The sequence below is a fragment of the Glycomyces algeriensis genome (assembly GCF_027622855.1).
GTDB classification, from domain to species: Bacteria; Actinomycetota; Actinomycetes; order Mycobacteriales; family Micromonosporaceae; genus Glycomyces; species Glycomyces algeriensis.
This window is the reverse complement of record NZ_JAPZVR010000001.1, coordinates 148,417-164,227: the sequence shown is the minus strand read 5'-3', so window position 1 is coordinate 164,227 and position 15,811 is coordinate 148,417. Positions and strand designations below refer to the sequence as shown.

Sequence of the window (15,811 nt, the reverse complement as noted above, 5' to 3'; positions counted from 1 at the left end):
TCTTGAAGCGATGGCAACTCTCCAGAGCACGGCACCACCCGAAGCGGACCCGTCGCCGCCCCGCCGCATCGTCAGACGCAAGCGCACGGTCGCGCAGCGACTGCGGCACGACTGGCCGCTCCTGGTGCTGGCCCTCCCGGTACTCGCCCACCTCGCGGTGTTCCACTACTGGCCCACCGCGTGGAACATCATCGCGTTCATGGACTACAGCCCCTACCGGCCGTTCTGGGAGAACCCGTTCGTCGGCTTCGCGTGGTTCGAGCGGCTCTTCAACGACCCGTACTTCGTTCCGGCCCTGCTGAACACGCTGAAGTTCGCGGCGCTCAACCTGCTGTGCATGTTCCCGCTGTCGGTCGCCCTGGCACTGGCCATGAACAGCATCATCTCGATCAAAGTCCGGTCCACGTTCCAGTCCATCGTGTACCTCCCCCACTTCTTCTCCTGGGTCCTGGTCGTCACCGTCTTCGTCCAGGTCCTGGGCGCCGACGGCCTCATCTCGAACTGGCTCATGGGATTCGGCGGCGAACGGCTCGACTTCACCGCCAACCCCGACACCTTCACCCTCCTGGTGTGGATGCAATGGGCGTGGAAGGACGCCGGCTGGGGCATGATCATCTTCCTGGCCGCCCTCGCCTCGATCAATCCGAGCCTCTACGAGGCCGCGGCCTCCGACGGCGCGAACCGCTGGCGCCGCATGTGGCACATCACCCTGCCGGGCATCCGGCCGGTCATCATCCTGCTCCTGATCCTGCAGATCGGCGGGATCCTCTCGGTCGGCTTCGAGCAGTACCAGCTGCAGCGCCAGGCCGTCGGGTACCAGTCCACCGAAGTGCTCGACACCTACGTCTACTACCAGTCGATCATCGGCACCCAGGGCGAATCGTTCGGCACCGCCGCGGGCCTGTTCAAAGGCGTCATCGGCCTGATCCTCATCCTCGTCGCCAACAAGATCGCGCACCGCCTCGGAGAGCAAGGGATCTACCAGAAGTCATGACCGCCATCGACACCAAGCCCAAGCGCCGCAACCGCAACCGCCCCGTCTGGGACGAAGAGCCCTCGCTCGGCGGCAAGGCCGTCAAGGCCCTGTTCATGATCTGCTACGCGGCCGCCATCGCCCTGCCGCTGTGGGCCGTCCTCGCCACCAGCCTGGCCAGCGAGGAGGCGCTCTCCCGCGCCGGCGGCAACCTCCTGATCCTGCCCACCGAAGTGAGCTTCCAGGCCTACACCGAGATCTTCTCCGGCGGCGCGCTCACCGACTCGCTGGTCCTGACCACCGTCCTCACCATCGGCGGCACCGCCATCTCGATGGTCTTGACCATCTGCGGCGCCTACGCGCTCTCGCGGACCGGCTCGCTCTGGCACCGCCCGATTCTGTGGGCCATCCTGCTCACGTTCCTGTTCGGACCCGGCATGTACCCCAGCTTCCTGGTCGTGCAGAAGCTCGGCCTGTTCAACAGCTACTGGTCGCTCATCCTGCCCGGGGCCGTGGGCACCTTCAACATCATCATCCTGCGCGCGTTCTTCATGAACTCGATCCCCGGCGAGCTCATCGACGCCGCCAAGATCGACGGCGCCGGCGAGTTCCGGACCCTGCTCACGATCGTGCTGCCGATGTCGAAGGCGATCCTCGCCGTCATCGCCCTGTTCTACGCCGTCGGCTACTGGAACATCTACTTCTCGGCCGTGCTCTACACGCCCGGCCTCGACACGCAGCCGATCCAGGTGGTGCTCCAGCGGATGCTCATGTCCACACAGGGCCTGCCCGAGGGCGCGTCGGCCGCCGCCCAGTACCAGGACCAGGGTGCCGCCGCACCGACCGCCGCCCTGAAGATGGCCGTCGTGGTCTGCACGATCGTCCCGATCGTGCTCATGTACCCGTTCATCCAGAAGCACTTCACCAAAGCCGTCATCACCGGCGCCATCAAGGGATGAGCCCGCGGTCTGTGAGGGTCCGCAAGGGGAGGGCGTCCGGATCTCAGTCGGGCCCGGACGCCCGTATCCCACTCCGCCGCGACACTCCTGGACCTCCGCGATGCCCAGCGCCGGAACGGCATCCGAACCCGCGCTGGACCGCACCCGCGGTCCGGCTCGAAATGCCACAGCCTCAAGTAATCAACGCAAAGGAGCACATCATGCGACGACGCACGTTCACCGCAACCGCCTCCGTGGGCGCCGCCGCGGCGGCTGCCGCGATAGCGGGCGGGACCCTCTCCGCCTCGGCCGGAGAGCACTCCGAATCGAAAAAGCCCGACGCCTACACCTGGAAGAACGTCGTCGTCAACTGCGGCGGCTTCGTGCCCGGCATCATCTTCAACGAGACCGAGCCGAACCTGATCTACGCACGCACCGATGTCGGCGGCGGCTACCGCTGGCAGGAGGACACGCGCACCTGGAAGCCACTGCTCGACTGGGTGCCGCGCGCGAAGTGGGGCTGGCAGTACGTGCTCTCGATGGCCACCGACCCGGTCGAGCCCGACCGCGCCTACGCCGCCGTCGGCGGTTACACGAACGACTGGGACCCCAACAACGGCGCGGTCCTGTACTCCGACGACCGGGGCGAGACCTGGGGCGCCTTCGAGCTCCCGTTCAAGGTGGGCGGCAACATGCCCGGCCGCGGCATGGGCGAGCGCCTCGTCGTCAACCCCGCCGACAACGCCGAGCTCTACCTCGGGACCTCGGGCGGGAACGGGCTATGGCGCTCCAAGGACTACGGCCGCACCTGGGCCGCGGTCGAGAACTTCCCCAACCCCGGCAACTTCGTCATCGAGCCCGGCAACGTCATCCTCGGCGACAACCAGGGCGTGACCTGGATCGACTTCGACCAGATCGGCGGCAAGATCTATGTGGGCGTGGCCGACCCGGCCGACCCGCTCTACGTCTCCGAAGACGGTGGAGCGACCTGGCAGGCCGTCCCCGGCGCCGCCGAAGCGCTCGGCGAGGTCGACGGGAACCGCGCCTTCCCCAACCAGTCCGCAGTGGACGACACCAACGGATACCTGTACATCGCCACCTGCCACGACCCGGGACCCGGCAACGCTCCGCCCGCTTCGGGCAACGGCGGCAAGATCGTCCGGCTCGCCACCCAGACCGGCGAATGGACCGATGTCAGCCCGACCTACAACCCGCGCGGCGTGATCCCCGGCTTCGGCGGCATCACCGTCGACCGCCAGAACCCCGGCACGATCATGACGGTCACGCGCAACAACTGGTACCCCGACGAGATCATCTACCGCTCCACCGACTCCGGCGCCACCTGGTCGCTCAGCTGGGACTACGCCGAAGGCGAGGACCGCACCGACCGGTTCGACATGGACATCACGGGCAGCCCGTGGCTGACGTTCAACGGCACCGACCAGGGCCCGGCGTACGCGGTCAAGCACGGGTGGATGATGGACGCCCTCGCGATCGACCCGCACGACTCCGACCGCATCATGTGGGGCACCGGCGCGACCATCTGGGGCACCGAGGAACTGACCAAGTGGGACTCGCAGGGCGAGCTGATCGGCGAGAACGAGGCCGGCGAACGCGTCGCTCTGCCGGTGGAGAAGTTCACCGTGGGCGTCCGCGCCGAAGGCGTGGAGGAGACGGCGATCATCGACCTCGCGGCGCTCGGCGGGACACTCGTCTCCGCCGTCGGCGACGTCTGCGGCTTCGTCCACACCGACCTCGACCGGGCCGAGCCGTCGATCCCCACCAGCTGGTCCATGGCCACCAGTGTGGACTTCGCCCAGGCGAAGCCGGACGTCATCGTCGCCACCGGCCAGGGGTACTACGGCAACGAGAAGGGCCACGTCGCCATCTCCACCGACCGGGGCAAGACCTGGCGCAAGACCGGCATCGAAGGCCTCGCCGGCGACCGCCACCCCGGCATCGCCGTGCTCACCGCGGACGGGTCCAGGATCGTCTGGTCGCCGAGCGACACCGAGGTCACTCCGGTGTACAGCACCGACCTGGGCGAGACGTGGACCCCGGTCGAGGGGCTCCCGGCAGGACCGGAGATCCATTCCGACCGCGTCGACGCGTCGGTGCTGTACGCGTTCTCGGGCGGCACGTTCTACCGGAGCACCGACGGGGGCGCGACGTTCACCGACACCGGCGCGACCGGCCTGCCCGCCGCAGGCGTCGAAGACTTCCGCGTCACGCCTGGCAAGAAGGGCCACATCTGGCTCTGCGGCCGCAGCGACAAAGCCGAGGTCGCGACCGGCCTGTGGCACTCCAAGGACGGCGGCACCACCTGGAAGAAGATGCCGGGCGTCGACCTGGCGATCGCCGTCGGCTTCGGCAAGGCCGCCAAGCGGAAGGGCTACCCGGCGATCTACACGACGGCGACCCTCGGCGGTCAGGACGGCTTCTTCCGCTCGATCGACGGCGGCGCCACCTGGCAGCGCATCAACGACGACGCCCACCAATGGGGCTTCGCCGGGGCTGTGATCACCGGCGACCCCGAGATCTACGGCCGCGTCTACCTCTCCGCCCGCGGCCTCATGTACGGCGACATCGTCGACTGACGGAAGAAGGCCGCGGGGCGAGGTGTTGCCTCGGCCCGTGGGACGTGAAGATCCGCATCGGACGCGCCTGACGCGTCGAAGGCCCTCCCGGCGCAATCCTGCACCGGGAGGGCCTTCGTTGCGCGATCCCCTCGCGTTCTGGGCGCTGGTCGGCTTCGCCGGGGTGCTGCTGCAGAACCTGAACGTGACCACCGTCAGCGCGGTTCGCCTCGCCTTGGCGCACACCGAGACTGCAGACACAGCCCACGTGCTCTAGGCCCTTCGGCGGCCAGCCCGCCGGTTTCGGCTCCCGACCGACTTGCCTTGGTCCTGTCGCCATAGCTCCCGGCGGCCGGCGCTCGATCTTCCCGCTTGATGGCGCGGATCACTGCAGGCTGCAGGTCGTCAGTGGTCACCTCCGCGACGTCGGATCCGTCATGCGGGTGAATCAGAACGACCACCCCGGAGAAGGACCGACATGAGCAGCACACCGCGTTTTCTCTGACGCCCTGTACGCGGAAGTTGCCGAGCATTACGACGAAAGGAAACCCATGAACACCACCCGCATCGAAGGAACCGTCGCCCCCGGCTTCGAGTTCGTCCGCGACGAGTTCGCCGCGTTCGCCCAGGAGACCGACGGCCAGACCGGTTCGCAGCTCGCCGCCTACGACCGCGGCCGCCTGGTCGTCGACCTGTGGACCGGCGACGGCACCGAGGGCGACACTCTCACCGGCGTCCACTCGGTCACCAAGGGCGCCACCAGCCTCGTCATGGCCCTGCTCGTCCAAGACGGACTGATCGACCTCGACCTGCCCGTCGCCCGCTACTGGCCGGAGTTCGGCCAGGCCGGCAAGGCCGCCATCACCGTCCGCGAGGTCATGACCCACCACAGCGGTGTCATCGGCATTCCGGGCGGCTTCACGGTCGAAGAACTCGTCGACGAGCGCCTGGTCGCCGACCGCCTCGCCGCCGAAGCGCCGCTGTGGCGGCCGGGCACCGCCCACGGCTATGCCGCCTTCACCGTCGGCGCCCTGCTGAACGCGGTCGTCAGCCGCGCCACTGGACAGACCGTTCAGGAGGTCTACAGCGAGCGCGTCCGGGAGCCGTACGGCCTCGACTTCCACCTCGGCCTGCCCGAAGCGCTCGAACCCCGCTACCGGCCGATCCGGCCGTGGACGGCGACACCGGAGCAGGAGGCCGCGTTCGCCGCCCACTCGCCCAACCCTGACGGCATCGCCGGCATGGGCTACAACCTCGGGCGGCGCGGCTTCACCCCGCAGACGGTGATGACCTTCCCCAACGCGCGCAACGTCAGAGCGGCCGGACCGGCCTCCGCCGGCGGCGTCGCCTCGGCCCGCGGCATCGCCAAGCTGTACGCCGCGATGATCGGCGAGATCGACGGCCGCGCCCCGCTGCTCACGAGCGAGACGCTCGCCGAGTTCACCTCGGTCCACGCCACCGGCACCAACCTCGTCACCGGCGACGGGTCCCCGTTCGCACTCGGCTTCGAGGCCAAGGGCCTCATCCACCCGTTCCTGAGCGCCCGGGCCTTCGGGCACACCGGCTCGGCCGGATCGGACGGCATCGCCGACCCCTTGCACGGCATCGCGATCGGCTACACCCGCAGTCTCGCCGCGTTCGCCTTCGACGCCCCCGAACGCGCCCGCTTCGCCGCCGCCATCGCCAGTGCCGCCGGGCCCGAGGGAAAGGAGTCCTGACATGACTGCCCTAGACCGACCACTGTCAACTGAGCAGACCCGGCACCGGCCGGCGACGAGCGGCTAGGGAATGCCGGGGCCGCGGGTCGGATCGAGTCCGCCCCCGCGGCCCACTGGATCAATTCCGAACACCCTGCCGCTCCGTCCCCTCCCGCATGGACGCCGCTCCGTCGGTCGACGCGGAAAACTTGCGCAGGTTAAGAAAGTCATGCCGAAGTACTTGACGCGGGTAATTAAATAGAAGAATATCGATATAATCTGGGAGTGCTCCGCGGACGGCGATCCGATGCCGGGCCCGCGTGCTCCTTCGCATCGAAATCAGGAGTGCGTGTCATGCGCAGAACCCTCGCCCTGTTGCTTTCAGGACTGATCACGGCGGTCACCCTCCCCTTTCTGCTCGTCAGCGCGTCCCCGGCACAAGCGCTCGACAACGGCCTGGCCCTCACACCGCAGATGGGCTGGAACAACTGGAACACCTTCGGCTGCGACATCAACGAGACACTGGTCCGCCAGACCGCAGACCTCCTCGTCTCCAGCGGCATGGCCGCCGCCGGGTACGAGTACGTCAACATCGACGACTGCTGGTCGGAACGGCAGCGCGACGCGGGCGGCAACCTCGTGGCCGACCGCGGCAAGTTCCCCAGCGGCATGAAGGCGCTCGCGGACTACGTGCACGGCAAGGGACTCAAACTCGGCATCTACTCGTCCGCAGGGACGACCACGTGCGCCGGATACCCCGCCAGCCTCGGCTACGAGCGACGCGACGCGGCCCTCTGGGCCTCCTGGGGCATCGACTACCTGAAGTACGACAACTGCGGTGACCATCAAGGACAGTCCGCGCAGGCCCGGTACACCGCGATGCGGGAAGCGCTCGCCGCCACCGGGCGGCCGATCCTCTACAGCCTGTGCAACTGGGGGCAGGAGAACGTCTGGGCCTGGGGCGAGGACGTCGGCAACTCCTGGCGCACCACCGGCGACATCACCGACAGCTGGGGTTCGGTGATGAGCATCCTCGACCAGCAGGTCGGCAAGGACGCGTACGCCGGGCCCGGCGGCTGGAACGACCCCGACATGCTGGAAGTCGGCAACCCCGGGCTGTCCGACACCGAGGCCCGCGCCCACTTCAGTCTGTGGTCGCTGCTCAATGCGCCGCTGCTGGCGGGCAACGACCTTCGGTCGATGTCCGCGGCCACCCGCACCATCCTGACGAACGCCGAGGTCATCGGCGTCAACCAGGACTGGGGCGGTCGGCAGGGACACAAGATCAGCGACAACGGCAACCTCGAAGTCTGGCGCAAGCCCATGTCCGACGGTTCGGTCGCCACCGTGCTCCTCAACCGCGGCGGCAGTACCGCGACCGTGTCCACTACGGCCGACGCGCTCGGCCTCGGCAGCGCCGCCTCGTATCGAGTGCGGGATCTCTGGGCCCACACCACCGGCACCTCGACCGGCGCCATCAGCGCTTCGATTCCAGCCCATGGAGCCGCGATGTACATCGTGAGCGGCGGCGGCATCGTCGAGCCCCCGGACGGCACCCTCCGCGGCGGGGCTTCGGGCCGGTGCCTCGACGTGGAAGGCGCGTCCCAGGCCAGCGGTACGGCGGTGGTCATCTGGGACTGCAACGGCGGGGCGAACCAGAACTGGACCGGCACTGCGGTCCAGGAGCTGCGCGTCTACGGGAACAAGTGCCTGGACGTCTCCGGAGGCGCGACAGCCGACGGCAGTCCCGTGATCGTCTGGGATTGCAACGGCCGGTCCAATCAGCAATGGCGGTTCAACGCCGACGGCACCATCACGGCCGTCGGCTCGGGCAAATGCCTCGCCACCGCCGGCGGGGCCACTGCCAACGGCACCCGCGCGGTCATCGCGAACTGCAACGGCCAACCCGGCCAACGCTGGAGCCGCGCCTGACCCCAGGCGCTCGGCTGCCGCCGGTCCTCCGTTGCAGATCCGGACCAGAGGACCGGCGGCAGCCATATCTCCTGAGGCTTTTCCAGAGCTCGCCATGCAACCGATGCGGTCCTGCTGTCTCGGCGACGGCGACCTGACTGAATCCTGATGAAAGGTTTGGCATGTCCGTATACGACGCCGCGATCCGCGGCTCCTCACCGCGCCGACACCGGCGGTACTTGATCGCCGCCGCAACCGCGGCATTGACGCTGCTCGCCTCCATGTTCATGTTCCTGACGCCGGCGGACGCCCAGCAGAACGGCTTCCACGTCGTGGGCCGCAACCTGGTGGACGGCAACGGCAACACGTTCGTGATGCGCGGCAGCACCCATCCGCACACGTGGTTCCAGAACCAGAACAACGCCATCCGCGATATGGCGGCCCTGGGCGCCAACACGGTTCGAGTCGTCCTCAGCAGCGGGCACCGCGGCGGAAGCGTCACCACTGCGCAGCAGATCACCGGCATCATCAACCAGTGCAAGCAGAACAAGGTCGTGTGCGTACTCGAGGTGCACGACACCACCGGTTACGGTGAAGAAGCCGGAGCCGCGACCCTCGCCCAGGCCGTGGCCTATTGGAACAGCGTCAAGAGCGCCCTCGTCGGCCAGGAGCGCTACGTGCTGATCAACATCGGCAACGAGCCGGTCGGCAACAGCAACCCGGGCCAGTGGACCCAGGCGACCATCAACGCCGTCCAGGGCATGCGCAGCAACGGCTTCAAGCACACCCTGGTGGTCGACGCCCCGAACTGGGGTCAGGACTGGACGAACACCATGCGCAGCAACGCGCCGCAGATCTTCAACGCCGACTCGCAGCGCAACACGGTGTTCTCGATCCACATGTACGAGGTCTACTCCTCCAGCTCGGCCGTCACGAGCTACTTCAATGCGTTCCAGCAGATGAACCTCCCCCTCATCGTCGGCGAGTACGGCAACTTCCACAATGGCCAGTCGGTCGCGTGGCAGACCATCCAGTCCGAGGCGCAGTCCCGCGGGATCGGCTGGATCGCGTGGTCCTGGAGCGGCGACGGCGTCGGCCTGAGCCAGGTCACCGACTTCAACCCGAGCCAGATGACCACCTGGGGGCAGCAGGTCTTCAACAGCCAGTACGGCATCCGCAACACCTCTAGGCCCGCCTCGATCTTCAGCGGCGGCGGCGACCCCACCACCACGCCCCCGCCGCAGGGCTCCGGGCAGATCGTGGGCGCGGCGTCGAACCGGTGCCTCGACCTGCCGAACTCGACGAGCGGGACGCAGGCGCAGCTGTGGGACTGCTCCGCCCAGCGGACCGGTCAAGCGTGGACCCGCACCGCGGCCGGTGAGCTTCGTGTCAACGGCAAGTGCCTGGACGCCGAGGGGGCCGGCAGCGCCGACGGCACCCGAGCCGTCCTCTGGGACTGCCACGGCGGCAGCAACCAGAAATGGACCGTCAATGCGAACGGCACCATCGCCAGCAACGCGACCGGCAAGTGCCTCGACGCCGACAGCCGCGGCACCGCCAACGGCACCCGCATCATCCTCTGGAGCTGCAATGGAGGCACGAACCAACGCTGGACCCTCAACTAGGGGGTGTTTGCGAAACCCCGCCGGCAGCTATCCGGCCCATTCGCCCGCTCGCTGCGTTGTCAGGACCCCTGCATACAACACCGGTATGCAGTGGCCCCTCCGCGGTCTCGGCGAAGCTTGCGAGCCGTCAATCGGCATTGCGAGCGAACGAATGGACTCGGATACCGACTCGCCGGGACTTCTCAAACACCCCCTAGACCCGCCCCCTCAAACCGCAAGGAGACCCGATGGCAACGACCATCCGATTGCGCCGCAGCGCGATCACGGCCCTGGCATTGATCGCCGCCCTCACCGCAGCGCTGCTCGTGCTGACCAGCCCGAAACCCGCCTACGCGGCCCAGCTGACGCAGATCGGCAACTTCGGCCCCAACCCCGGCAACCTCCAGATGTACGTCTACGTGCCTGACAACGTGGGCGCGAACCCGGCGGTCGTCGTCGCCAACCACTGGTGCACCGGATCGGCTGCCGACTTCTACAACGGCACCCAGTTCGACGAGCTCGCGAACCAGTACAAGTACATCGTCATCTACCCCTCGGTCACCCGCGCCAGCAAATGCTTCGACGTGGCCTCGCAGGCCTCGCTCAGCGGGACCGGCGGCGACTCCGTCAGCATCAAGTCGATGGTCGACCACGTCCTCAACCGCTATGGGGCCGACCGGAACCGGGTGTTCGCCACCGGCGTCTCCTCGGGCGCGATGATGACGAACGTCCTCCTCGGGGTCTATCCCGAGGTCTTCAAGGCGGGATCGGCCTACGCGGGCGTGCCCTTCACCTGCTTCGCGACCGGCAACGGCACGGAGTGGAACTCCGAGTGCGCCGAGGGCAGGGTCAACCGGACGCCGCAGCAGTGGGGCGCCGCGGTCCGCAACGCCAATCCCGGCTACACCGGACCCTGGCCCCGGATGCAGCTGTGGCACGGCGTCAACGACGACGTGCTCCGCTACCCGAACTTCACCGAGATGATCGAGCAGTGGACCAACGTCAACGGCACCGACCAGGCCGCCGACTTCACCGATGCGCCGCAGTCGAACTGGACCCGCACCCGGTACGGCGGCACCGGCGGCCAAGCACCCGTCGAGGCGATCAGCATGCGGAACACCGGGCACAACCTGCCGCACCAGGCCGCCGAGACGCTCCGCTTCTTCGGCCTCACCGCATCGCAGCCGAGCACCGTCGCGATCGTCGGCGCAGCCTCCACCCGATGCGTCGACGTCCCGAACTCCTCGACCGCGAACGGAACGCAGGCGCAACTGTGGGACTGCTCGACGTGGTCGAACCAGGCGTGGACTCGAACGAGCACCGGCGAGCTGCGGGTCTACGGCGACAAGTGCCTCGACGCCGAGGGCTGGGGTTCGACCAACGGCACACGGGTGGTGATCTGGGACTGCTCGGGCGGGGCGAACCAGCGCTGGAACGTGAACGCGAACGGCACGATCACCAATGTCCACAACGGCCTGTGCCTCGACGCCGAGAGCCGCGGCACCGCCAACGGCACTCGACTCGTCCTCTGGACCTGCAGTGGCAACACCAACCAGGCCTGGACGCTGCGATGACCTTCGGCGACAACTGAATCAAGGCGCAGGGCCCCACGGGCCCTGCGCCTCAACAGAGCCGGCGCCGGAAGCCGGCCCGTTCGGCGCCCGAACGGGGAACCCGTGGCCGCCGCCGGATTAGGCAACGCAATGCTGAGCCTGGTCAAGGCGATCTCCCCCCGCCCTGGTCATCGAGACAAGCGAACGACAAGCGAGTCCGTGTGTTCGCCGGCCGCGAGGTGACCGCCGTGCCGGGCATCGGTCCCCCGTCAGCTGGACCCGGTGCCGCGGCCTATGCGGACGCGGAGCCTCTTTGGCTGCGTGATCGATCCCCACCGACGCTTGGGGAGACCCGAGTACCCCGTCACCGCTCGGTCCGCGAGCAGGTCGGCGGCGGCCTCCAGCACGGCGTTCGAGATGTGGACACCGGTGCAGATCCGCGGGCCCGCGCCGTAGGGCAGGTACGCGTGCGGGTCGTGGACCTCCTCGGCGAGCCATCGCGCCGGGTCGAATCGGCTCGGATCCTCGCGCCACCAGCGCGGGTCGGTGTGGAGCAGCAGCGGACTGAGGAAGACCGAGTCGCCCGCCGGGACCGTGACGTCCCCGAACTCGGCGTCCTCCGACAAGGTTCGGCTGGTGAGCGAGACCGATGGATACAGCCGCAGGGTCTCCTTCACGACTACGCGTGCCCAGTCTTCGGCGCCGACCGCCTCGGGTCGGACGATGTCGTGTTCACCATAGGCCGTCAGCAGCCATGCCAGGCCGGTCCCGCCGACGGTGTAGAGGTTGCCGAGATTGATCGACAGCGCCTGCGCTACTGCGAGATCGGAGAACGCGGGACGGTCGCCGTCGCGGGCGTCGAGGAGCAGGTCGAGCAGGTCGGAGGGCGGTTCGGCCGCATCCCGCGAGGTTCGGCGCGCCCCGACGTGCGCGACGAGGGCTTCAATCCAGACGGTGTTGCAGCGCAGGCGGCGGCGCGTCCGAGGGGAGAGCCAGTACGGCAACGTGAACGATGCCATGGCCCCCTTCTGGAGCGCGTCGGCGGCGGCGATGAGGGCGCTTCGCAGCGAGCCCTCCAGATCCCGGACGAACACGCTTCCGGCGGCGTCGAGCACGGCGAGCTGGCAATCAGCCAGACTGGCCGGGGAATCCCCCGAGGCGTCCATGAAGTCCCGGAGGCGCAGGCGGATGACCGGGGCCGTCCGCTCTGCGACGTCGCGGCCGAGCCGATGCCATTGCGCGGTGCGGCGGGCGGCCATCCAGGTCTCGACGTGGTCACGGATGAGGTCCGGGCGCTGGAACTGCCGCGGCTCCTCGATCTGCTGGGCAACGGTCGCGCCGTTGCTGCGGGCAAGCGCCCAGTGCGTCCATTCGGGACGGGAGAGCAGAACCTTGCCGGTGGCGAAGGCGCACACGTCGCCGTATTCGTCCCGCAGTCGCGCCAGGCACGCCACAGGGTCGCGGTCGAAGTCTTTGGGGGGCAGTCCCAACGGTCGCGGCGCCGGTCCTGGGGGGCGGGTCGTCGACGCCCGCGAGCCGCCTTCGGCTGCGGGGGACGTCCGAATGTCGGCGCCGCGACCGTTGGGATCCATGGTTACTTGGGGTAGGGCAGCCGGTAGTCGGCGGGCCGGACCGACCCGCCGAGGGCGCTGAGCAGGTATGCCTTGATCAGACTTGCCATGTTCGCTCCAGTCGTTCGGGCGGCGCGAGGCCGCCTCGGTGTTCGAGATTCCAGTACAACAGCGAACGGCAGCGATATCGAGGCGGTGAACCGGCGGGAAATCGGCAGGAATTCCGCACACGGGTATGCCGATGAACGCGTCTGCGCAGGTCAAATCCGGATGGGCAGCGGCCCGCACAGCCGCAATGATCCCGCTCGTACCACCCGGACCTGAGCGACCGGCGCGGCCACCATCCACCCAGCGCAATCGCGCCAGAATTCCCGATCTCCAGGACTCGGCGAACCAGTTCACGGGGAGGTGGAGGGTGCGAGGCCGCCCCCCGAACGCCTTTGGGCGGCCATTTCGGATTCCAGTGCCGTCGGTGTTTCACGGGGCGTGAACCTCTGGAGCGGGCGATGCCCAGATCCCAAGCGGTCCATAGTGTTTGAGTTCCCCTGCTAGCCTTGCGGAGTTCACCCCTTAGACATGGAAGGCGGCTGCGTCTTGCCCTCAGTTTTCGAAGACCCCGAAGGCTACATGCGAGAGTTCCAGGGCCGGATGGCCTCGATGGTGGAGAAGGCCTCGTCCTTGGGCGAGGCGATGGAAGCGGCGCAGGCGTCCGCGTCCTCCCCGGAGGGGGAGGTGACGGTGACCGTCGGTATCGGCGGGTCGCTGCAGGATCTCCAGTTGAGCCCTGCCAGTCGGCAGATGTCGGCCCAAGCGCTCGCTGCGTTGATCAAGGAGACCTACCGCGAGGCGGCGGAGCAGGCAGGCCGCAGCGCCACCGGCGCGTTGGCGTCGGTGTTCGGTGAGGACAACGACCTGGTGCGCCAAGCCCGCGCACGGTCGCAGGGCGAGGAGTAGGCCATGGGAGAAGGATTCAACGTTCCCGACCCCGCGGCGTTCCAGACCCACGTGGACGGCCTGGACGCCAAGGTGATCGGGCCGGTCACGCAGGCGCACGCGGCCGCCGAGGCCAAAGGCGCCGGGAGCGCGCTCGACTACGGGATCGTCAACCAGCCGTTCGCACTGGGCGCCATGGCGATCGCTGCCATCGCCACGAGCCTCATCGAATCCGCCAGGGAGGCCGCGAAAGAGGCGTCGGTCCGTGTCAAGGCGACCTGCGATGCCTATGAGGAGTGCGATTCCTCGGTGGCCGAAAGCTTCAACCAGTATCTGCGAGCAGGGAACTGATGAGCGACATCATCGTCAACGACAGCGCCGACAATCCGCCTCTGACCGAGCTCGACGGCGCCCGCGCGGCCGCGAGTGCGCAGGACCTCCTCAACTCCGACACGGGCCTGGAGTACGCCCTCAACGGGACCGTGGCCGCGCTCGACCTGCTCGCCTTCGTCGCCAACCCGTTCAAAGAGTTCCTCATGGCCGGGGTCGGGTTCCTCATCGAGCACGTCGACTTCTTGAAAGAGCCGCTGGAATGGGTGGCCGGGGACCCTGGCGCGATCAACGCGACCAAGGACACCTGGGGCAACATCGCCGACGTGCTCGACCAGGCCGGCGAGGACCTCAAGTCCGAACTGGACTCGCTGTCCGAATGGGAAGGCGACGCCGCCGACGCCTACCGGGCGCTGCTGAACGACTTCGGCGACGCCATCAAGGGCGCGGGCACCGCGGCCGATGTCATGGGCGGCTACATGATGGTCATGGGCATCTGGACGGCCGTCACCCGCGGCCTGATCCTGGAGCTGATCTGCGACTTCGTCTCCCGCGCGATCATGTACGCCCTCGCGGCCCTGGCCTCATCGTGGATCACCCTCGGGGGTTCGTTCGCTGCGATGATCGGCGGCATCATCGTGGACGCGATGAGCGTGGGCGCGAAGATCATGAAGCACCTCACCAAGCTCGGCGACGCCATGCAGATGCTCGGCACCCGCTTCACGAAGCTGAACGAGATCGTCGGGGACCTCGGCCGGGTCCTGTCCAAGTTCAGCTCGGCCAAGCAGATCGACCTCTCGTTCGGCTCGCTCGCCAAGGGCACGGACATGAAGTTCGCGGATCTGATCAACCGGATCCGCAACGACATTCCCAGCCCGGGCACGCAGGGCTTCAAGTCCGGCTACCAGGCCGACAACGCGAAATCGATCTTCGACACCATCTCGAACCCCTGGGGCTCGGGGAACCTACCGACGAAGGGGGCGACCGACCTCTTCAACTGGGACGGGCTCGGCAAGGGCCTCGGCGACATCATCACCGGCTACCCGATGACCGGGTTCAAGAGCCTACTGGGCGGCACACCAGGTGCGGTGCAGGACGGCGGATGAGCGCCGCCACTACGGGTCTGGTCGAAGTCGCGGTCATCGCGGGAGGGATCGTGCTATGGCTGGCAGGGGTCCTGACCGTGCTGTACCGCGGCTTCGTCCTGCCCGGCGTGAAACTGGACGACATCAAGTTCGAAGTGGCCGAGCGGCGCGGGCTCTTCTTCAACCAGGAAGAGCACTACGACGATCCCCGGACGGAATCGGCACTGCGGCAGCAGGTCATCGACAATGAGCTGCGTGCGCTCGCCTCGTCCCAGGGTGAGGGCCGCCGCCGCATCGTCTGGCAGGCCTGGCACAGCGATCCCGGCTTCAAGGCCGAGGTGCGACGGCGCTACCACGAGCACTACCCCGCACGGCATGCGTACCTCGCGCTGCTGTGCGGGGGCGCCTGGTCGCTGATCTTTGCAATAACGAGACCTCTGCAGGAAGCCTTGATACCTGAGGGCGTCGAGATCTTGTTCCCTGTCTACGTTCTCGTAGCGCCGTTGTGGATCGCCGTCGCTGCGATGACATTGCTCGAAGGCGCAAAAGCCGCACACCGCAAAACGCAGCGCAAAAACCGCTGACCAGTAGGCGCGATTGATGGTTGCCTGTCATGTCGCGAATCACTCGCCTTGCGACA

The 15,811-nt window shown here is 67.9% G+C and carries 13 protein-coding genes; 12 read left to right on the top strand and 1 reads right to left on the bottom strand.

Features of this window, described 5'->3' with window-relative positions:
- The first annotated feature begins 10 nt into the window (after positions 1-10).
- The 8 genes from O2L52_RS00655 to O2L52_RS00620 all read left to right on the top strand — a co-directional run bounded on the left by O2L52_RS00655 (position 11) and on the right by O2L52_RS00620 (position 11,273).
- Positions 11-994, top strand: coding sequence for an ABC transporter permease (locus O2L52_RS00655; RefSeq protein WP_270113351.1), 984 nt, complete (start codon positions 11-13; stop codon positions 992-994).
- Complete coding sequence (locus O2L52_RS00650; protein WP_270113350.1) at positions 991-1,932, top strand: carbohydrate ABC transporter permease; 942 nt, start codon at positions 991-993, stop codon at positions 1,930-1,932. The genes O2L52_RS00655 and O2L52_RS00650 overlap by 4 nt, the downstream gene beginning before the upstream one ends.
- 200 nt (positions 1,933-2,132) lie before the next feature.
- A complete protein-coding gene (locus tag O2L52_RS00645; protein WP_270113349.1) occupies positions 2,133-4,508 on the top strand; it encodes a sialidase family protein in 2,376 nt (791 codons plus the stop codon).
- Between the two features lie 118 nt (positions 4,509-4,626).
- On the top strand, positions 4,627-4,764 hold the full coding sequence (locus O2L52_RS00640; protein WP_270113348.1) for a hypothetical protein: 138 nt from the start codon (positions 4,627-4,629) through the stop codon (positions 4,762-4,764).
- A gap of 274 nt (positions 4,765-5,038) precedes the next feature.
- The gene (locus O2L52_RS00635; protein ID WP_270113347.1) at positions 5,039-6,205 is read left to right on the top strand and encodes a serine hydrolase domain-containing protein; all 1,167 of its coding nucleotides are present in this window, start codon (positions 5,039-5,041) and stop codon (positions 6,203-6,205) included.
- Positions 6,206-6,538: 333 nt separating this feature from the next.
- Entirely contained in the window at positions 6,539-8,116 is a 1,578-nt protein-coding gene (locus O2L52_RS00630) for a ricin-type beta-trefoil lectin domain protein (RefSeq protein WP_270113346.1), read from the top strand.
- Between the two features lie 161 nt (positions 8,117-8,277).
- The gene (locus tag O2L52_RS00625; protein WP_270113345.1) at positions 8,278-9,720 is read left to right on the top strand and encodes a ricin-type beta-trefoil lectin domain protein; all 1,443 of its coding nucleotides are present in this window, start codon (positions 8,278-8,280) and stop codon (positions 9,718-9,720) included.
- A gap of 227 nt (positions 9,721-9,947) precedes the next feature.
- Positions 9,948-11,273, top strand: a complete 1,326-nt coding sequence (locus O2L52_RS00620; RefSeq protein ID WP_270113344.1) for an extracellular catalytic domain type 1 short-chain-length polyhydroxyalkanoate depolymerase — start codon at positions 9,948-9,950, stop codon at positions 11,271-11,273.
- 248 nt (positions 11,274-11,521) lie between these two features.
- Here O2L52_RS00620 and O2L52_RS00615 read toward each other — a convergent pair whose 3' ends face one another.
- Entirely contained in the window at positions 11,522-12,742 is a 1,221-nt protein-coding gene (locus O2L52_RS00615) for a cytochrome P450 (RefSeq protein WP_270113343.1), read from the bottom strand.
- Positions 12,743-13,450: 708 nt separating this feature from the next.
- Between O2L52_RS00615 and O2L52_RS00610 the strand changes: the two genes are divergently transcribed.
- The 4 genes from O2L52_RS00610 to O2L52_RS00595 are packed head-to-tail and all read left to right on the top strand — an operon-like array spanning position 13,451 to position 15,755.
- Positions 13,451-13,777, top strand: coding sequence for a YbaB/EbfC family nucleoid-associated protein (locus O2L52_RS00610; protein ID WP_270113342.1), 327 nt, complete (start codon positions 13,451-13,453; stop codon positions 13,775-13,777).
- 3 nt (positions 13,778-13,780) lie between these two features.
- Positions 13,781-14,107 (top strand): hypothetical protein, encoded by a 327-nt coding sequence (locus O2L52_RS00605; protein WP_270113340.1) that lies wholly within the window; start codon positions 13,781-13,783, stop codon positions 14,105-14,107.
- Positions 14,107-15,192, top strand: a complete 1,086-nt coding sequence (locus tag O2L52_RS00600; RefSeq protein WP_270113339.1) for a hypothetical protein — start codon at positions 14,107-14,109, stop codon at positions 15,190-15,192. Before O2L52_RS00605 ends, O2L52_RS00600 begins: the two co-directional genes overlap by 1 nt.
- Positions 15,189-15,755 (top strand): hypothetical protein, encoded by a 567-nt coding sequence (locus O2L52_RS00595; RefSeq protein ID WP_270113338.1) that lies wholly within the window; start codon positions 15,189-15,191, stop codon positions 15,753-15,755. The genes O2L52_RS00600 and O2L52_RS00595 overlap by 4 nt, the downstream gene beginning before the upstream one ends.
- The last annotated feature ends 56 nt before the right edge of the window (positions 15,756-15,811 follow it).